The sequence below is a fragment of the Promicromonospora sp. NPDC023805 genome (genome assembly GCF_040639635.1).
GTDB lineage: Bacteria > Actinomycetota > Actinomycetes > Actinomycetales > Cellulomonadaceae > Promicromonospora.
The window spans coordinates 36767-54729 of sequence record NZ_JBFAAH010000011.1 but is presented as its reverse complement, the minus strand read 5'-3'; the positions used below and the strand labels follow the sequence as shown (position 1 = coordinate 54729).

Below are 17963 nucleotides of genomic sequence, written 5' to 3'. Positions count from 1 at the left end.
CTCGTCGGCGGGTCGGAGACGGTGCCTGAGGAGGCAAGATGTGGGGCGAGCCCCGCTACAGCTACGCCGCGCGTGACGTGCGGGTCGCGAACGGGGCGCTCACCATCGGGCTCACCACCTTCGCCCTGAGCAACGTCATGCGGGTGGAGGTGGTCGGTGTGGCGAGCCCTAAGCCCATCGGTGCCTGGGCGAACCAGGTGGCCTACCCCTTCTTCATCGTCGCGGTGATCGTCCTGCTGCTCCGCCTGGTGGGGGCCGACGGCGTCCCATGGGAGGCCGCGCTCGCCATGGCCTGTGCGGGCCTGGCCTGGCCGGTCGCTCGCGTGTGGCAGCGGACCCGGTTCTGGAAGCCGCTGTGGAGGTACCCCGTCTTCGCCCTGCAGATGGTCACCGCCACCCAGCACGTGCACCGCATCTGCGCGCACGACATGCGGCACCTCGCGGCGCTCGCCGAGCTGGTGGGCGCGGCGATGAAGGATCCGAAGATCTCCTATCACGGGACCGTCCAGCTGATCACGAACGCGGACGCGCTGCACACGATGGAGGCCGGCCGGGACTCGATGGTGCGCTGACCCGTGCTCGCGCGCTGGGCCGGTGCTCAGCGCACGGTCGGGTGCGGCTCCAGGCCCATCTGGACCAGCAGCGCGGAGACGAGGTCCTCGTGGAGCGCCACGTGGTCGCCGAACGCGAACTCCTGGTGGCCGTAGACCGCCATGCACTGCAGCCCGTAGACCTGGCGCCAGCTCGTGACCATGAGGTGGGCGACGCCGAGCGGCAGGTCGTGGCCGCCCACCGCGTCGCGGTAGCGGCTCACCTGCTCGGCGAGCTCCGGGCCGAGCTCGTCGTGGGCCGGGCGCGGGATGCCCGCCGCCGCCAGCTCGCGGAAGAGCGGCACGTAGTGGCCGCCGACCATCTCGGCCATGCGGCGCTGGAGGGCGTGGCTGTCGGTGAGCTCCGCGCGGATGCCGGAGCCGATGACGAGGTCGAACTCCGCGGGGTTGCGCACCGCCCAGTCGAGCGAGGTCCGGGTCGAGGCGACCAGGGCGGCGGCGATGTCGCCAGGCTCCTGCCGGGCCACCGCTACGGCGAGCAGCTCCAGCACCTCCTCGACGATGAGCACGCAGAGCTGCGCGATGACGTCCTGCCGGTTCTCGAAGTGCCGGTACAACGCCGGCGGCGTGACGCCCACCTCCTTCGCGACGGCGGCCATCGTGAGCTTGCTCAGCCCGTGCTGTCCGGCGAGCTGGTGGCGTGCGGCGGCGAGGACCTCACGCCGCAGCTCGTCGCGCAGGCGCTCGCGGCGCGACTGCGCCGGTACTACTGATACAACCGGGCTCACTGACACTCCTTCGTGGCAGGTACCTGTGTCACGGCATCGGCGAGGTCGGCAATAAACGATGTCGAGTGGTTCTCGGTGACCGCGGGCGGCACGATCACCTCGGCCGCGGGCTCACGGCCGTAGGTGACGAACGACCAGGTGCCGGCGTCGTCGGTGGTGACTATCCAGTCGACGGCGGTCCCGTCTCCCGAGTCGACGTGCTGGCAGTCCGCGGCGGGTCCGACCTGGGCCACGCCGCAGCGCATGGTGACCGCGGCGCCCGGTTCGCCCCATGCCGCGGTGGCCTGGGCGTTGGTGGACAGCTTCGGCAGGTCCGGCCCGAGCTCGTCCGGGACGGCGAGCATGACCTCGGCGCACTTCGGGTCGGCGGCGTTCGGCGCGACCTCCACGCCGATCGTTCGAGCACAGCCTCCGAGCGCCACGACGGCGAGAACGGCGGCGGTCGTTGCGAACACGAATCGGGCGGGAAGCACGGAGATACGTTACCCGTACCGGATAGTGCCCGTCCCCGATGCCCGTTGCTGCCGGTGTGCGGCTCGCGCACCAGCCGGTATGCGGCATCCGGCCCCTGCGGGGCTTTAGGGTCTACCGGTGACCCGCGTCCGTGACCTCTCCGAGGAGCAGATCCTCGAACGCATAGTGCCCCTGCTGCCCCGGGGGAGTGCGACGCTGCTCGGCCCCGGAGACGACGCCGCCGTGCTCGCCGCACCCGACGGCCGGTTCGTCGTCTCGACCGACGTGCTGGTCGAGGACCGCCACTTCCGCGCCCGCTGGTCCACCGGGTACGACGTCGGACGGCGGGCCGCCGCGCAGAACCTCGCCGACATCGCCGCGATGGGTGCGCGACCGACCGGGCTGGTCACGTCCCTCGTCGTGCCGGGTGACACCGAGCTGGACTGGGTGACGGGCTTCGCCAGGGGGCTGGCGGACGGCTGCGCGTCGACGGGTGCGGGCGCCGTCGGCGGGGACCTGTCCGGTGGCCCGTGCCTGGTCGTGAGCATCACCGTGCACGGTGACCTGGAGGGACGTTCGCCGGTGCTGCGGTCGGGCGCCCGGCCGGGCGACGTCGTCGCGCACGCCGGGGTGCGCGGCTGGTCGGCCGCCGGGCTGGCGCTCCTGGAGACGGACCTGGTCCGCGTGCCGCTGTCCGCGGCCCCGCTGGAGGTCACCGACGGCGTGCTCCTCGAGGACGAGTGGGAACGGCTCGTCGCCGCGTACCTACGGCCGGACCCGCCCCTGGCGGCGGGTGTCCTGGCAGGTCAGGCGGGCGCCACCTCGATGCTCGACCTGTCCGACGGTCTGCTGCGTGACGCCGGACGGGTGGCGCGCGCGAGCGGTGTGCGGATCGACCTCGATGCCGGGGCGTTCGCGAAGGACCGGGAAGCGCTGCGATCCGCGGCGCGTGCGGTGGCCGCGGCGACAGGCCTCGGCGACCCCGGCTGGGGGCCGGGGAACGCCGACATCGACGGCCTGGTCGGCAAGTGGATCTGGGCGGGCGGAGAGGACCACGGGCTGCTCGCCACGTTTCCCGCCGGCACCCGGCTGCCGGCGGGCTGGACCGCCGTCGGCCAGGTGCGCGCCGTCGGAGAGGCGCAGGACGGCGAGGAGGCTGGACCGGTCGTCACGATCGGTGGCGAGACGCTCGACGTCGGTCAGGGCTGGGACCACTTTCGCTCCTGACCTCTGGCGAGGTAGACCTCTGGCGAGGTAGTCACGCAGGTGACTACCTCGCCAGAGGTCTACCTCGGTGGGGTCAGCGCTTGCGGAAGCGGAGCTGCGTGAGCGGCTGGCCGCCTATGTCGTCGATGCGCTCGGTCCCGTCGGGCTGGAACCCGTGCCGCCGGTAGAAGTGCTGCGCGCGTTCGTTGCCCTCGAGGATCCAGAGCGACACGACGGTGCCGGGGGTGAGTCCGTCGAGCACCGTACGCATCAGGTCACGGGCTACACCGGTACCCCAGGCGCGCGGATGCAGGTAGATGGCGTAGATCTCGCGGTCGCCCGGTTCGGCGTCCTCGTCGCGGGACGGACCGACGCTCGTGAAACCTACGGTGCCGCTCTCGTCCTCCGCGACGAGCACTGTGACGTCGCGCGCGGCGACTGCCGCGTTCCACCGCCCGGCGCGCTCGCCCACGTCGAGCGAGGACAGGTACGAGTCGGACAGGATCTCTGAGTAAGCACCACGCCAGGAGGCGATGTCGACACGAGCGATGGCTTCGGCGTCGGTCGTCGTTGCTGGGCGGATGGTCACATCTTCCGGTGCCATCATGACCTCACCTTTTCACCCTGTGGGTGCGAGGCGCAACCACTTCTTCGGGTCCGATTGAAGGCTACGGGAACGCCGAAGACGCCCGCCAGGTGCAAACCCGACAGGCGTCTTCGTCAAACGTCTTCGTCCAAGCATGACGGGCCGCGTCAGCGACCCGGCTGCGGCAGCGTCAGGCCGAAACCTTGCGCGTGACCTTGCCGGCCTTGAGGCAGGAGGTGCACACGTTGACGCGCTTGGGAGTCCCGCTCACGATCGCGCGGACGCGCTGGATGTTCGGGTTCCAGCGGCGCTTGGTGCGGATGTGAGAGTGCGAAACAGAGTGCCCAAAGCCCGGGCCCTTGCCGCAGACGTCGCAGTTGGCAGCCACGGTGTCTCCTGAATGTCGTGCACGCCTGTGCAGAAACGCAGCACGACGTGATGGGTGGTCAAAAAGGGGGAGCCCGGACGCTTCAGAGCGATCAACGCTTCGTAGCGGACCAGGCAACTTTCACAGAGTACCCGATCCCGGGCCGGGCCCTCAAACCGTAGCCACCGCGGGGTGCGTCACACCGTCGGTGGCGGGTCCGAGCAGAGTACGAGCAGAGCACGAGCCGGGTATCGGGCCTGTGGACGGCCGGACGCGAGCGGTCCGGCCGCTGGGTACGGTGGGATCCGTCCGGGCGGGCGTCCGGTCCGTTGTTCAGCCACATGGTTCAGCCATATGTGTTCAGCCGTATGCAGGAGGGCAGAGCGTGACCGACGTCGACAGCAGCAGCCGGCCGGCCGATTCTGGTCCGGGTTCGTTCCCGGACGGCGTCCGTCTCGAGGACCCGGGACTGGTGCGCGTCTGGACCCGTGGTGCGACGGCCGCACTGCGGCGTGAGCGTGCCGCGATCGACCGGGTGAACGTCTTCCCTGTCGCCGACGCCGACACCGGCACCAACCTGTACCTGACCCTCCGCGAGGGGGACCGGGCGGTCGCGGCGGCGCCCGCGGAGGCGACCGGCGCGGAGCTGCTGACGGCGCTCGCCAGGGCAGCCCTGCTGGGTGCGCGCGGCAACTCGGGCGTGATCCTCAGCGAGTGGCTGCGCGGCCTGGCGGTGGCGGCGCGGCGTGGCGGTGGAGCGGCGGACCTGCTCACCCGGGCGGCGACGTCCGCCAGGTCCGCGGTGGCGCAGCCCGCCGAGGGCACGATCCTCACGGCGGCCGATGCCGCGGCGGCTGCCGCGCGCGCTGCCGAGGGCTCTGTCGACGGGGATGCCGGACCGCTGGCGGTCGTGTCCGCCGCCGCGGCCGCCGCGCGCTCCGCTGCTCGCGCCAGCCGGGACGAGCTCCACCAGCTCCGTACGGCGGGTGTGCTCGACGCCGGAGCCCTCGGCCTGGTTCTCGTGCTCGACGCGCTGGTCGTCGCCACTGCCGGGGCCGCTGCTGAGGCTACTGCTGGAGCCATGAGCGGAGTCGCCGCCGGAGTGTCAGAGGCGGACGGCAGCATGGACTCCGTGAACCTGGACCAGCTGCTCGAACCCGCCCCGTCGCCCATGAGCGGCACGCCGGCGGTCGGCCCGGCGGCGCCAGATGCCGTGCCGCACGGCGCCGAGGCCGGCGCGGGCGCCCTCGAGCTCATGTTCGTGCTCACCGGGCCGGTTGCGGCTACGGCCGACACCGTGGCGGCCGGGCTGCGCACCGCACTGGGCGAGGTGGGCGACTCGGTGGTCGTGGTCGGCGGCGACGCGGGCACCGGAACCGGCGTCTGGCAGGCACACGTCCACACCGACCACCTCGACCGGGCGCTCGCCATCGCTGCGGAGGTGTCACGCACGGGCTCCCTGGCCCAGGTGCACGTGCGGCACCTCGAAGCAGTGGCGCAGCACGAGTGGGGCGTCGTCGCGGCGACGTCGGCCCCTGCGCTCGCCGGGGCGCTCGCGCACGCGGGCGCCGTCGTACTGCTCACGGGCGGGCTCGGCAGCACCGTCGAGGCACTGACGGCCGACGACGTCGGCCGTGTCGCCGCATCGACCGGAGCCCGGCGCGTGCTGCTCCTCGGGGTGCCGGACGGGCCAGCTGATGTGCAGAAGTATCTTGACGTCGACGAGGTCATCGCCGTGCCGACACCCACCGACGTGCACGCCGTCGTGGCGCTGGCCGCACTCGGGACGCTCCTGCCGATCGGCCTGCCCGACGAGCTCGACGTCGACGTACGCGGGACGGTGGACGAGGCGCTCGCGGGGCTGACCGTGACGTCAGTGCGCAGCGATGCCGCCGTCGAGGCCCTGCGCGCCGCGGCGGGACCGGCGACCATCGTGGTGACGGCGCTGCTCGACGCGCAGGTCCCGGACGGTCTGCCCGACCTGCTCGCCGCAGCGCTCACGGAGCGCGCGCCGGAGGCGGAGCTCGTCGTCCTGGCGACGGGCCGCCCGGGCGACGGCGTATGCCTGGGCATGGAGGAGGAGCACGCATGACCGAGCGGGCGGACGAGCGCCTGGAACGGGCCTTCGACAAGCGGACGGCGACCGCCCTGGGCAAGCTCAAGCTGCAGACCGTCGGCGACCTGCTGGGCCACTACCCGCGCCGGTACGCCGACCCGGGCGCGCTCTCGGACATCGCGGCGCTCGAGGTGGGCGAGCACGTGACCATCCTGGCCCGCGTGGAGCAGGCGACCGTGCGACCCATGCGCAACCGCACGGGCGCGCTCATGGAGGTAGTGGTGACGGACGGGAAGAGCCGGCTGTCGCTCACGTTCTTCGGCAAGCACCGCGGCTCGCTCTTCAACCACGAGAAGCGGCTGGTCCCGGGAGCAAAGGGCCTGTTCACCGGAACCGTCGGCCTGTACAGGGGGTCGCGGCAGCTCAGCCACCCGGACTTCACGCTGATGGGGGAGGAGTCCGACCTCGACAGCGACGAGGCGCTCCTGGAGCACGCGACCAAGCCCATCCCGATCTATCCGGCGGCGGCCGGTATCCCGAGCTGGAAGATCCAGGGCGCCCTGCGCGTAGTGCTCGACACACTGACCGACGCCGACGTGCCCGACCCGGTGCCCTCCGACGTACGAGAGAGCCGGGGCCTGCCAGAGCGAGGCGGTGCGCTGCGCAGCCTGCACCGGCCGGCGACGCTCGAGGAGGCCTACCGCGCCCAGCACCGGATGCGGTTCGAGGAGGCGTTCGTGCTCCAGACGGCGCTCGCGCAGCGCCGGGCCCGGACCGCCGCCGAGGACGCCACCGCCCGGCCGCCGCTACCCGCGGGGAAGCCCGGCCTCCTCGCGGACTTCGACGCCTCGCTGCCCTTCGTGCTCACCGACGGCCAGCGCGAGGTGGGCGACGAGATAGCCGCCGAGCTCGCCAGCCCGCGCCCGATGCACCGGCTGCTCCAGGGTGAGGTCGGCAGCGGCAAGACGGTGGTCGCGCTGCGCGCCATGCTGCAGGTGGTCGACGCCGGCGGCCAGGCCGCGCTGCTCGCACCCACCGAGGTGCTCGCCTCGCAGCACGCCAGGACCCTGCGCGCCCTGCTCGGCCCGATGGCCGAGGGCGGCACCCTCTTCGGCGCGGAGCGCACCGGCACGAGCACCCGGGTGGCCCTGCTCACCGGCTCGCTCGGCGCGAAGGCCCGCAAGGCGGCGCTGCTCCAGGCCGCGAGCGGCGAGGCAGGCATAGTGGTGGGCACGCACGCGCTCCTGTCGGAACAGGTGCAGTTCGCCGACCTCGGCCTCGTCGTCGTGGACGAGCAGCACCGCTTCGGCGTCGAGCAACGGGATGCGCTGCGCGCCAAGGGGCGGGTGTCCCCGCACCTCCTGGTCATGACCGCCACGCCCATCCCGCGCACCGTGGCGATGACGGTCTTCGGCGACCTGGAGACGTCGTCCCTCACCGAGGTGCCCGCCGGGCGAGCGGGCATCACCACCGTCGCAGTCCCGGCCGGCAACACCCGCTGGACGGACCGCACCTGGGCCCGCGTCCGCGAGGAGGTCGACGCCGGACGCCGCGCCTACGTCGTCTGCGCGCGGATCCACCCGGACGAGGAGACCAGCACGACCGCCAAGGACTTCGACGACGTGCCCGATTTCCTCGACCTCTCCGGAGCCGAGGCCGAGGGCGGCTCTGACCGACCGTCGCTGCGCGCCGTGCTCGAGGTCGTCGAGGAGCTGCGCTCGCGGCCCGAGCTGGCGGGCATCGAGATCGGCACCCTGCACGGACAGCTACCGCCCGACCAGAAGGAGGCGGCGATGGCCCGGTTCGCCTCCGGGGAGGCTCCGGTCCTGGTCGCCACCACCGTGATCGAGGTGGGCGTAGACGTCCCCGAGGCCACGGCGATGGTGATCTTCGACGCCGACCGGTTCGGCATCTCGCAGCTGCACCAGCTGCGGGGGCGCGTGGGGCGAGGCACCGACCCGGGCCTGTGCCTCCTGGTGTCCGACGCGGAGCCCGGCACCCCAGCCTTCGCCCGCCTGGAGGCGATGACCCAGACCACCGACGGTTTCAAGCTCGCGAACCTCGACCTGGAGCTGCGCAGCGAGGGCGACGTGCTCGGCGCGGCGCAGTCCGGCCGGACCAGCTCCCTGCGCCTGCTGCGCGTGGTCAAGGACGCCGGCCTCATCGAGGAGGCGCGCGCCGCGGCCGTCGACGTCGTACGGGCGTCCCCCGACCTGACGGAGTTCCCCGAGCTCGCGAAGGCGATCCGCGCGCAGCTCGACGAGGACCAGGAGGAGTTCCTCGAACGGGCCTGAACGGCCCCAGGTGAGCCCTGGCCAGGTTTCAGCAGGGTGAAATAACTCGGGGGTGAAAGGAATGACCTACTCCTTACGCCCGAAACGCACAGCCGATAGAGTCCCCGCCGATGACGGACGCAAAGCATGCGATCCATACCGGCCCGCCGGGAAAGAGCGCGTGGCAGCGCGGGAGGCTGCTGGCGCTCGGTTCCCTGGTGGCCGCAGTGCTGCTCGTCGCCCACGATGTCGTGCCGAACCGCTGGGGGAACCTGGGCAGTCTCGTCCAGTCGTTCCTGCCCTGGCTCGGGCTCGCGGTCCCGCTCGGGATCCTCGCCGCGCTGCTGCGGCGGTCGGCGCTCGCGATCCTTGCCGTCCTGCTCCCGCTCGCCGCCTGGATCTGGGTCTTCCTGCCACAGGTGCGTCCGGTGGACCCGGTGCCCGGCGACCTGACGGTGGTGCAGCACAACGCCAGCGACACCAACTCCGACGTTGCGGGTACCGCGGAGGTGCTCCTGGCCGCCGAGCCGGACATCGTGACACTGACCGAGGTGTCCGACACCGTGGCAGAGGAGTACACCCAGGCGTTTGGCGAGACGCTGCCGCACCACGAGACGCAGGGCACCGTCGGTGTCTGGTCCAGGTTCCCGCTCGATGGCGCCACCGCCGTCGACATCCGGCCCGAGGGCATCGACGCCTCCTGGGACCGGTGCGTGCGCGTGGTGATCCAGCGGGAGGGCGGCCCGGTCGCTCTGTTCGTCGCGCACCTGCCCTCGGTCCGCCTCGGGAGCGGCGGGTTCGAGACGGAGCTGCGCAACGCGAGTGCGTCCGAGCTGGCGGACGCCGTCAACGCCGAGGAGAACGAGACGGTGATCGTCGCGGGAGACCTGAACGCGGTGCTGGCGGACGGTGCGATAGCGCCCCTGACGAACCTGGTCACCGCCCCGACGACCGGCTTCCCGTTCACCTATCCCGAGGCCTTCCCGGTCGCCCAGATCGACCACGTGCTAGCGCGCGGAGCCACGGTCACTGAGGTCCGCACCCTGGCCCGGACGGCCAGCGACCACCTCCCGCTGGTCGCGCACATCGACACCCCCTGGTCCTGACCCCATCGTTGAGTGCTGGATATTCGCCCTCTTGTCGGCCGTTTCGGGGCGAAAATCCAGCACTCAACGAGCAGTGGGGCGGGTTAGGCTCGCCGGGTGACCAGGATCGTGGCCGGAGTGCTCGGCGGACGCACCATTGCCGTGCCGGGTAAAGGCACCCGGCCCACGAGCGACCGCGTCCGCGAGGCGATCTTCTCCCGGCTGGAGCATCTCGGTGTGCTCGACGGCGCCCGCGTGCTCGACCTCTACACCGGCTCGGGTGCGCTCGGGCTGGAGGCGGCCAGCCGCGGCGCCGCATCGGTCACCCTGGTCGACAGTGCGCGGCCGGCGGCCGACGTCGCGCGCAGGAACGTGGCCGGGCTGGGCCTGACCACGGTGCGTGTCGTCACGGAGACCGCCGAGCGATTCGCGGCGTCGCTGGCGGGTGCAGGGCCGCGCCCCGCTGCTCCCGGCACGACGGCGGCCCTGGACCTGGTCTTCCTCGACCCGCCCTACGACCTCGACCCGGACGCGCTCGCCACCGTGCTGACGCACCTGGCGGCCCCGGGTGTCCTGGCCGACGGCGCGGTGCTCGTCGTCGAGCGCTCGATCCGCACGCCCGAGCCGGCCTGGCCCGACGGCCTCGCCGCGTTCGCACGCAAGGACTACGGCGACACGGCGGTCTACTACGTGGAGCCCTCGGACACCGAGCCCTCGGACACCGAGCCATCGGACGCAGGGCCGTCGGGCGCAGGGCCGTCGGATAGCGTGGACGCGTGACCACTGTCGTCTGCCCCGGGTCGTTCGACCCCATCACCCTCGGCCACCTGGACATCGTGCGCCGCGCCGCCACGATGTTCGACGACGTGGTGGTCGGCATCGCGAAGAATCCCGGCAAGTCAGGCCTGCTCGACCTGGAGACGCGCGCCGAGCTCGTGCGGGCGGCGGTGCGCAGCGGCGCTCAGACGGAACCCGCGATGTCGCGGGTACGGGTCGACGTCGTGCCGGGGCTGCTGGTGGACTTCTGCCGGGAGATCGGCGCGGTCGCCGTCGTGAAGGGGCTGCGCGGGGGCGGCGACTTCGACGCGGAGCAGCCGATGGCGCTCATGAACCGGCACCTGTCGGGCGTCGAGACGATCTTCCTGCCGGGTGACCAGCGGTACGCGCACGTCGCGTCGTCGCTGGTGAAGGACATAGTGCGGCACGGGGGACCGGTCGACGACCTGGTGCCGGCGGGCGTCGTCGCGGCGCTGCGGACGGCGCTGGGTCAGTAGCCGGGCCGTCCGGCGGAGCAGCCCGTGAGGGCTGTCACCCCGCACGAGCGCGCGTGAGCCCTGTTCCATGTCGTAGGATTGGTTTTTGGCCCGTGGCGTGATGGCTTGCGCCGGGTCCACCCCCCTTCACCGTCCTCTCGGACACTGCCTTCACGGAGTCTGTTATTTCCCGCGTACCGAAGTCGCCGCTCGTGCTCGAAACGCACGAGCTGTCTCGGCGTGCCGGATCCATGCTTACGCACAGCGCGACCGTGCAGGCGCCGTCGGATCTCGGTACCGTCGTGATCGGTATTCCGGAAGGCTCCGACCTCGAGCTGGATCTTCGACTCGAGTCCGTGATGGAAGGCGTGCTGGTCTCCGGCACGGTCCGCGGCACGGCAAAGGGCGAGTGCAGCCGCTGCCTCGACGACATCACCCGTGATCTCGCGGTCTATGTCACCGAGCTGTTCGCCTACCCCGAGAAGGCCGCAGCGTCGGCCAAGGCGGGGGACGTCGACGTGGAGGACGAAGAGTCGGTCCTGGACGACGACGACAACGCCGACCTGGAGCCTGCGCTTCGGGATTCGGTAGTGACTGCACTACCATTTCAACCGCTGTGCCGGGAGGACTGCCCGGGACTGTGCTCCGAGTGTGGAGCGCGCCTGGCTGACGACCCCGGTCATCAACATGACGTAGTCGACCCTCGTTGGTCGGCGCTTCAGAGCATGCTCGAATCTACGAGCGTGTCGGACGAGACGAAAGAGAGCTAGCCGTGGCTGTTCCGAAGCGCAAGATGTCGCGCAGCAACACCCGTGCGCGTCGCTCGCAGTGGAAGACCACCGCAGCGACCCTCACGACCTGCCCGCAGTGCCAGGGCAACAAGCTGCCGCACACGGCGTGCCCGACGTGCGGCACCTACAAGGGCCGCACGTACCGCGACGCCCTGAAGACCGTTCACGCGGGCTGACGTGGCCAAGGGCGGGACGTCACCGGCGAGGCCGGAACCTACCGCGCTGCTCGAGAAGCTCGGGGTCCATCTGGACCCCGAGCTTCTTGTGCTGGCACTGACGCATCGGTCGTTCGCGCACGAGGCCGGCGGCATCCCCACGAACGAGCGCCTGGAGTTCCTCGGCGACACGGTGCTGGGGCTCGTGGTCACGGAGGCGCTGTTCCGGCGTCATCCCGACCTGTCGGAGGGCGACCTCGCGCGCATGCGTGCGGCGACGGTGTCGCAGCGCGCGCTCGCCGCGATCGCGCGCACCCTTGGGCTGGGCAAGTACGTGCTGCTGGGCAAGGGCGAGATCCGCACGCGCGGTTTCGAGAAGGACTCGATCCTCTCCGACACCGTCGAGGCGCTGATCGGTGCGACCTACCTGTCGCACGGCCTGGAGACGTCGCGGGCGCTGGTGCACCGGCTCGTGGACTCGACGCTCGACGTCGCAGCCGGCCTGGGCGCAGGGCTCGACTGGAAGACCTCGCTGCAGGAGGCCTCGGCGGAGCGTGGGCTGGGTGCGCCCGACTACGTCGCCACGTTCGAGGGGCCGGAGCACGCGCGGGTCTTCCACTCGACGGTAGTGATCGACGGCGTCACCTACGGCTCCGGCTCGGGCAGTGCGAAGAAGCACGCCGAGCAGGGCGCGGCCGAGGAGACGTACCGGGCCCTGCTGGAGAAGTTCCCGCTGCCCAAGCCAGGGGACGACGGCGAGGCGGCCGTCGGCCAGACCTCCGGGAGCAAGGCGCCGGTCGCCGGTGCCTGAGCTCCCCGAGGTCGAGACCGTCCGCGACGGTGTCGACAGGCTCGTCGTCGGCGCGGTCGTGCGTGACGTCGAGGTGTTCCGCGAGTACAGCGTCCGTCGGCACGACGGCGGGCCGGAGTCGTTCCGCGACCAGCTCGTCGGACGGCGGCTGAGCGCCGCCGTCCGCCGCGGCAAGTTCCTCTGGCTCCCCCTGGAAGAGCCGACCCCGGCCCCGTTGGTCGAGCCGAGTCCGCTGGTCGAGCCCGTCGAGACGCACCCGGCCGCAGCGCTCCTTGCACACCTCGGCATGTCGGGACAGCTGCTGGTCCGGGGCGCCGTGGCGGGCGACGATCCAGGGCACGCGTCGAGCGTGGTGCTGGGTCTGGAGCAGTCCGGCGCGGAGGCGGGTCCCGGGCCGAGCCCGGCGATGGGCACGGCAGCGGACGACTGGCGCCATCCTCACCTCCGGGTTCGCCTCCACCTGACCGGCGCCCCGTCCGGAGCGCGCTACCTGGACTTCGTGGACCAGCGCACGTTCGGTCACCTGAGCGTGCAGGACCTGGTGCCCGGCGACGGCGAGGCGCCCGGCGACGGCGAACCGGCGTCGGGCATCCCTGCCGGGTACGGCTCGGACCTGCCCCTCCTGCCGCAGCCGGTCGCGCACATCGCCCGTGACCTGCTCGACCCGAACCTGGACCTGGACGGCCTGGTGCGCCGGGTGCGCCGCCGTCGGACCCAGGTCAAGCGCGCGCTGCTGGACCAGACGGTCGTGTCCGGTGTGGGCAACATCTACGCCGACGAGGCGCTGTGGCGCGCGCAGGTCCACTGGGCCCGGCCGACCGACAAGCTCAGGGCCGCGGACGTGCGCCGGGTGCTGGACTCGGCGGCCGAGGTGATGCGCGAGGCGCTGGCCCAGGGCGGCACCAGCTTCGACGAGCTGTACGTCAACGTGAACGGGGAGTCGGGGTACTTCGACCGCTCGCTCGCGGTGTACGGGCAGGAGAACGAGGCGTGCCGACGTTGCGGCGCGCTGGTGCGCCGGGACGCGTTCATGAACCGCTCCTCGTTCAGCTGCCCGATCTGCCAACCGGCCCCCCGGAAGGCCCTCCGTTGAGTGCTGGCTATTTGCGGCCTGAGCGCACCACAGGCCACAAATAGCCAGCACTCAACGGGTCAGCGGGGGACCTTGTTGCGGATCGATTCCGGGTCTTCGCGCCAGGAGGTCAGCTGGGCGGCCAGGAACTCGGCCGCTCGGCGCGGCCTGCCTCCTGCCACGTGCGGCGTGAGGATCAGGTTCGGGACGTCCCAGAGCGGGGAGTCCTCCGGCAGGGGCTCCGTCTCCATGACGTCGAGCGCCGCTCCCGCGAGCCGCCCGGACCGCAGCGCGTCGGCGAGCGCTCCCTCGTCGACCGTCGCGCCTCGGCCGACGTTCACGAACCGGGCCGACGGCGGCAGCAGGCCCAGCAGGCGGGCGTCGAGGATGTGCCGCGTGGCGGGGATCGCGGGCAGCAGCGAGATGAGCAGGTCGGTCTCGGCCAGCAGGGCGTCCAGGCCGTCAGGCCCCACCACTGGATACCCGGACCGTTCTCCCGCACGCGAGGCGACGCCGGTGACCCGCGCACCGAGCGCGGTCAGCAGCGGGGCCAGCCGCAGGGCGATCGACCCGAAACCCCAGATCGTCACGCGGGCGCCGTCGAGCGTGTACTCGCGGCCGGTGACCGGGTCCGCCTGGGCGAACGCGATCTCCTTGGCCCAGTGGTGCTCCCGCTGTGCGGCGATGGAGACGTCGATGCGGCGCACCGTCGCCAGGACCAGCGCCAGGGTGTGTTCGGTGACCGTGTCGTCGTGCAGGGACTGGCCGGAGGAGATGACGACGTCGGGCCCGAACCCGGCGCGCAGCGCGACGTCGGGCCCCGCGGAGAGGGTCTGCACCCAGCGCAGCCGGGGGAGCCGGCGGGCGGCGTCGGCGAGGATCTTGGGCGGGCTGGACCAGGTGACCAGCATCTCGGCGTCGGTGTGCTCCTCGGGGACCGGCTCGTTCATCGCATAGGCGACGACGGTGTTGGTACCGCCGGGTGCGAAGGAGGCTCCGCCGTCGGGCAGCAGGGCCGGGAAGTCGAGGTCGAAGGGCACGTCCGGTACGAGGATCTTCACGCCCGGGACGTTACCGGACATGATCCCGAACGAGACCCCGGACGAGAACGAGGTGTGTCGCGCCAGGGGGCTGGCGCGACACACCTCGTGGTCCGGAGTGGTGGTCCGGCGTGGTGGTAGGCGTCAGCCCGTCACCCGGATGAACACCGGGTTGTTCTGCCACATGTCGCCGTACTGCACGGGAGTGCCCTGCTGCTGGGCCTCGACGACCATGCCGTTGCCCGCGTAGAGGGCGACGTGGCCCGGCGTCCAGACGATGTCGCCCGGCTGCGCCGCGGCGGCGGAGACCTGGTACCCGATGGTCGAGATCGCGCTCGAGCTGTGGGGGATCGAGATACCGAGCTGGCCGTAGACGTACTGGATGAGCCCTGAGCAGTCGAAGCCGCTGGGGGAGGCTCCGCCCCACACGTAGGGCACACCGACGTACTCGAGTGCGAGGTTGACGGCCTGCTGGCCCAGACCGGACGCGTCGGCGACCGTCTCGGCGACGGCAACTGCCTCCGCCTCGGCGGCTGCCTCGGCCTCCGCGGCCGCTTCGGCTGCCTCAGCCTCGGCCTTTGCCTGCGCCTCGGCCTCAGCCTTGGCACGCGCCTCTGCCTCGGCCTTCGCCTTGGCCTCGGCGATGCCCGCCTTGGTCTCGGCGTACGGGGTCACGGACACGCGTCCGCGCTCGGCGTAGAAGTCGGCGTCCTGGGTGACCTTGACCTTGGTCACCAGGTTCTCGGCCAGACCCGCGCGGGTCGTGCTGTCGACCGTGTTGCTGATGGTGTTGCTGATGGTGTTGCTGACCGGCGTCGCGTTCGCGAGCGTGGCCTGCGTGTGCGTCTCGGCGGGGGCGGTGTGGGCGGTCTGGGTGAATACCGACGCCAGCATGCCGGACGTGACGACCGCGATGGCACCCGTCCGGGCAGCATTCTCGGCGGCGGTCTGGGTCAGTGCGGTGAAGGGGGTGAGCGCGGGGCCGTCGGCGCGGTGCCTGCCCCGGTTGCTGGGACGGTTTGCCTGGTCGTCCGCCCAGTCGTGGGTGCGGTCGGTGAGTACGGTCACCAGTGATCTCCTCGGACGCCTACGAAGTGAGCTGTCGGGTTCGGGTGGGGAGAGCGATTCACCCGGCCTCACAAGGAGGCTTCACCCCAAGGACACTCGCGTGCCCGCTTACTTGGTTCCCCCGCCCCTGTCACGTTCTAGCTGCCAAGATCCGGTGACAGGGTTCGGCGTCCGGGCCTGGACCTCCCCGTTGCTGGAGAGGCGAGATCGACCGTACCTGCCCCTCGCGCAAATGTCACGATTAGGTCACATAGCGACCTGTGATGGAACCTCCTTGGCAATCTGTGCCCCATGCCACTATGGCGTCCATGACCGATTCGATGCGTTCCCGGTACGACGTCGTGGTCGTGGGCGGGGGTCACAACGGCCTCACCGCGGCGGCCTACGCGGCCCGTGGCGGCCGGTCCGTCCTCGTCCTCGAACGTGCGGACCACGTGGGCGGCGCCGCCGTCTCGGCCCGCCCCTTCGCCGGGGTGGACGCGCGGCTCTCGCGCTACTCCTACCTCGTCTCGCTCCTGCCCCGCCGGGTGATCGACGAGCTCGGCCTGCCCATCACGCTGAAGCGCCGCCGCTGGTCCTCGTACACGCCGGTGGCCGACGGCGGCCTCCTCGTCGACAGCCAGGACGACGTCGCCACGCGCGCCTCGTTCAAGCGGCTCACCGGTTCGGACGCCGACTTCGAGGCATGGGGCCGCTTCTACGCCATGACCGCCGAGGTGGCCCGCCGGCTCGCGCCGACGCTCACCGAACCCCTGCTCCCGCGGTCGGCGGTCCGGGACCTCGTGGTCGACGGGGTGGGCGAGGAGGCCTGGCGCGCGCTCTTCGAGGAGCCCCTCGGGGAGGTGCTGCGCCGCACCTTCGCCGACGACGTGGTCCGCGGGGTAGCGGCCACCGACGGCCTGATCGGCACGTTCGCCGACGTCGACGAGCCGTCCCTGCGGCAGAACCGCTGCTTCCTCTACCACGTCATCGGCAACGGGACCGGCGACTGGGACGTGCCGGTGGGCGGTATGGGTGCCGTCTCGGGCGCCCTGCGCGACGCCGCAGTGGCGGCCGGCGCGACGATAGTCACCTCGGCGACGGTCACCGCCGTCGATCCCGGGGCCTCCGGCGGTTCCGGCGCGGAGGTCGCCTGGACCGACGCCGACGGGCGCGCCCGAGGCGTCACGGCCGGGCACGTGCTCGCGGCATGCGCCCCGGCCGAGCTGGACCGGCTGCTGGGCGGGGACCCCTCGGCGACTGCCGACCACCCCGAGGGTGCCCAGCTCAAGGTGAACATGCTGCTCACCCGCCTGCCCAGGCTGCGGGACGACGTCGACCCCGTCGCGGCGTTCAGCGGGACCCTGCACGTCAACGAGTCCCTGACCCAGCTCCAGGCGGCGCACGCCCAGGCCGCCGCCGGGCGCATCCCCGACCTGCCGCCCAGCGAGATCTACTGCCACACGCTCACCGACCGGACGATCCTCGGGCCGGAGCTCGCCGGGACGGACGCGCAGACCATCACGCTGTTCGGGCTGCACATGCCGGCGCGGCTCTTCCGCGCCGAACCCGACGCCGCCCGCGACCAGGCGCTCCGGGCCACGCTCGCGTCCCTCGACTCCGTGCTTGCCGAGCCGATAGTGGACGTCCTCGCGCTCGACGCCGACGGTGCCCCCTGCCTCGAGGTGCGCACCCCCGTCGACCTGGAGCGCGACGTCGGGCTGCCGGGCGGGCACATCTTCCACCGCGACCTCAGCTGGCCGTTCGCCGAGCCGGACGCCGGCGACGAGTCCGGCCGCTGGGGTGTCGCGACCGAGCATCCCCGGGTTCTCCTGGCGGCCGCCGGTGCCCGCCGCGGCGGTGGCGTGAGCGGTATCCCGGGCCGGGCGGCGGCCATGGCGGTACTCGGGAGCGACGTCGGCTGACGGCCTACGACACCGGGCCACGACCTAGGATCGAGCGGTGCATATCCGACGCGCCGTCCCCATCGACGCCCCTGTCATTGCTCCGCTCCTCGGCCAGCTCGGCTACCCCACCACCGCGGAGGCCGTCGCCGCCAGATTCGCTCGTCTCGCGGGCAGCGAGAACGACGTGGCCTGGCTGGCGGTCGACCCGGACGAAGCCGATGCGGAAGCTGTGATCGGGTTCGGCGCAGGCCACCTCTTCTGGCCCTATGAGCTCGACGCGCCGCTGGCCGAGCTGACCGCCCTCGTCGTCGCCGAGTCGAACCGCGGCACCGGGGCGGGCCGCGCCCTCGTCGCGACCTTCGAGGAATGGGCGACGGCCGAAGGCGCCGTCCGGGCCACCGTCTCCTCGGCCTTTCGCCGGACGGGCGCGCACGCCTTCTACGAGCGCCTGGGCTACGAGCAGCTGGCGAAGAAGTTCGACAAACACCTCTGACGCTCCGCCCGATCGACCATGCAGTTGCT

General features: G+C 72.0%; 19 protein-coding genes and 1 riboswitch. Of the genes, 13 read left to right on the top strand and 6 right to left on the bottom strand.

The genetic code is table 11. The annotated features are described in order from the left end of the window. The first annotated feature begins 38 nt into the window (after positions 1 to 38). Positions 39 to 572: a hypothetical protein gene (locus AB0F70_RS12940; RefSeq protein WP_357448468.1), complete on the top strand. Its 534-nt coding sequence runs from the start codon at positions 39 to 41 to the stop codon at positions 570 to 572. Between the two features lie 26 nt (positions 573 to 598). On the opposite strand, the gene AB0F70_RS12935 is transcribed toward AB0F70_RS12940, so the two are convergent. Together AB0F70_RS12935 and AB0F70_RS12930 are read right to left on the bottom strand one after the other, a co-directional pair. Next, positions 599 to 1339 (bottom strand): helix-turn-helix domain-containing protein, encoded by a 741-nt coding sequence (locus AB0F70_RS12935; protein ID WP_357448466.1) that lies wholly within the window; start codon positions 1337 to 1339, stop codon positions 599 to 601. Continuing rightward, positions 1336 to 1812, bottom strand: a complete 477-nt coding sequence (locus tag AB0F70_RS12930; protein WP_357448463.1) for a DUF3515 family protein — start codon at positions 1810 to 1812, stop codon at positions 1336 to 1338. Before AB0F70_RS12930 ends, AB0F70_RS12935 begins: the two co-directional genes overlap by 4 nt. 118 nt (positions 1813 to 1930) lie before the next feature. On the opposite strand from AB0F70_RS12930, the gene AB0F70_RS12925 reads away from it, so the two are divergent. Continuing rightward, positions 1931 to 3019, top strand: coding sequence for a thiamine-phosphate kinase (locus AB0F70_RS12925; protein WP_357448461.1), 1089 nt, complete (start codon positions 1931 to 1933; stop codon positions 3017 to 3019). A 73-nt stretch (positions 3020 to 3092) separates the two neighbouring features. Here AB0F70_RS12925 and AB0F70_RS12920 read toward each other — a convergent pair whose 3' ends face one another. Both AB0F70_RS12920 and rpmB read right to left on the bottom strand, forming a co-directional pair. Beyond that, the gene (locus tag AB0F70_RS12920) at positions 3093 to 3605 is read right to left on the bottom strand and encodes an N-acetyltransferase (protein WP_357448459.1); all 513 of its coding nucleotides are present in this window, start codon (positions 3603 to 3605) and stop codon (positions 3093 to 3095) included. 169 nt (positions 3606 to 3774) lie between these two features. After that, entirely contained in the window at positions 3775 to 3972 is a 198-nt protein-coding gene (rpmB, locus tag AB0F70_RS12915) for a 50S ribosomal protein L28 (protein WP_357448457.1), read from the bottom strand. 364 nt (positions 3973 to 4336) lie between these two features. Here rpmB and AB0F70_RS12910 point away from each other — a divergent pair, with 364 nt between their 5' ends. The 9 genes from AB0F70_RS12910 to mutM all read left to right on the top strand — a co-directional run bounded on the left by AB0F70_RS12910 (position 4337) and on the right by mutM (position 13468). Next, positions 4337 to 6043, top strand: a complete 1707-nt coding sequence (locus tag AB0F70_RS12910; protein ID WP_357448455.1) for a DAK2 domain-containing protein — start codon at positions 4337 to 4339, stop codon at positions 6041 to 6043. Beyond that, positions 6040 to 8301, top strand: coding sequence for an ATP-dependent DNA helicase RecG (locus AB0F70_RS12905; protein ID WP_357448453.1), 2262 nt, complete (start codon positions 6040 to 6042; stop codon positions 8299 to 8301). Before AB0F70_RS12910 ends, AB0F70_RS12905 begins: the two co-directional genes overlap by 4 nt. Positions 8302 to 8411: 110 nt before the next feature. Continuing rightward, positions 8412 to 9386, top strand: coding sequence for an endonuclease/exonuclease/phosphatase family protein (locus AB0F70_RS12900; protein ID WP_357448451.1), 975 nt, complete (start codon positions 8412 to 8414; stop codon positions 9384 to 9386). A 96-nt stretch (positions 9387 to 9482) separates the two neighbouring features. Further along, entirely contained in the window at positions 9483 to 10145 is a 663-nt protein-coding gene (rsmD, locus tag AB0F70_RS12895; RefSeq protein ID WP_357448449.1) for a 16S rRNA (guanine(966)-N(2))-methyltransferase RsmD, read from the top strand. Beyond that, positions 10142 to 10639 carry a pantetheine-phosphate adenylyltransferase gene (coaD, locus tag AB0F70_RS12890; RefSeq protein ID WP_357448447.1) on the top strand — a complete coding sequence of 166 codons (498 nt, stop codon included), beginning with the start codon at positions 10142 to 10144 and terminating at the stop codon, positions 10637 to 10639. The genes rsmD and coaD overlap by 4 nt, the downstream gene beginning before the upstream one ends. Positions 10640 to 10869: 230 nt before the next feature. Next, positions 10870 to 11388, top strand: coding sequence for a DUF177 domain-containing protein (locus tag AB0F70_RS12885; RefSeq protein WP_357448445.1), 519 nt, complete (start codon positions 10870 to 10872; stop codon positions 11386 to 11388). Between the two features lie 2 nt (positions 11389 to 11390). Beyond that, positions 11391 to 11585 carry a 50S ribosomal protein L32 gene (rpmF, locus tag AB0F70_RS12880; protein ID WP_108495103.1) on the top strand — a complete coding sequence of 65 codons (195 nt, stop codon included), beginning with the start codon at positions 11391 to 11393 and terminating at the stop codon, positions 11583 to 11585. A gap of 1 nt (position 11586) precedes the next feature. Continuing rightward, positions 11587 to 12375, top strand: coding sequence for a ribonuclease III (gene rnc / locus AB0F70_RS12875; RefSeq protein WP_357448442.1), 789 nt, complete (start codon positions 11587 to 11589; stop codon positions 12373 to 12375). After that, a complete protein-coding gene (mutM, locus tag AB0F70_RS12870) occupies positions 12368 to 13468 on the top strand; it encodes a bifunctional DNA-formamidopyrimidine glycosylase/DNA-(apurinic or apyrimidinic site) lyase (protein ID WP_357448440.1) in 1101 nt (366 codons plus the stop codon). The genes rnc and mutM overlap by 8 nt, the downstream gene beginning before the upstream one ends. Positions 13469 to 13527: 59 nt before the next feature. On the opposite strand, the gene AB0F70_RS12865 is transcribed toward mutM, so the two are convergent. Together AB0F70_RS12865 and AB0F70_RS12860 are read right to left on the bottom strand one after the other, a co-directional pair. Continuing rightward, entirely contained in the window at positions 13528 to 14508 is a 981-nt protein-coding gene (locus AB0F70_RS12865; RefSeq protein WP_357448438.1) for an NAD(P)-dependent oxidoreductase, read from the bottom strand. Between the two features lie 123 nt (positions 14509 to 14631). Next, positions 14632 to 15555: a C40 family peptidase gene (locus tag AB0F70_RS12860; protein ID WP_357448436.1), complete on the bottom strand. Its 924-nt coding sequence runs from the start codon at positions 15553 to 15555 to the stop codon at positions 14632 to 14634. Further along, a riboswitch (cyclic di-AMP (ydaO/yuaA leader) is annotated at positions 15556 to 15735 on the bottom strand. Positions 15736 to 15863: 128 nt separating this feature from the next. Between AB0F70_RS12860 and AB0F70_RS12855 the strand changes: the two genes are divergently transcribed. Together AB0F70_RS12855 and AB0F70_RS12850 are read left to right on the top strand one after the other, a co-directional pair. Then, positions 15864 to 17459, top strand: a complete 1596-nt coding sequence (locus AB0F70_RS12855; RefSeq protein WP_357448434.1) for an NAD(P)/FAD-dependent oxidoreductase — start codon at positions 15864 to 15866, stop codon at positions 17457 to 17459. A 37-nt stretch (positions 17460 to 17496) separates the two neighbouring features. Then, on the top strand, positions 17497 to 17934 hold the full coding sequence (locus AB0F70_RS12850) for a GNAT family N-acetyltransferase (protein ID WP_357448432.1): 438 nt from the start codon (positions 17497 to 17499) through the stop codon (positions 17932 to 17934). The last annotated feature ends 29 nt before the right edge of the window (positions 17935 to 17963 follow it).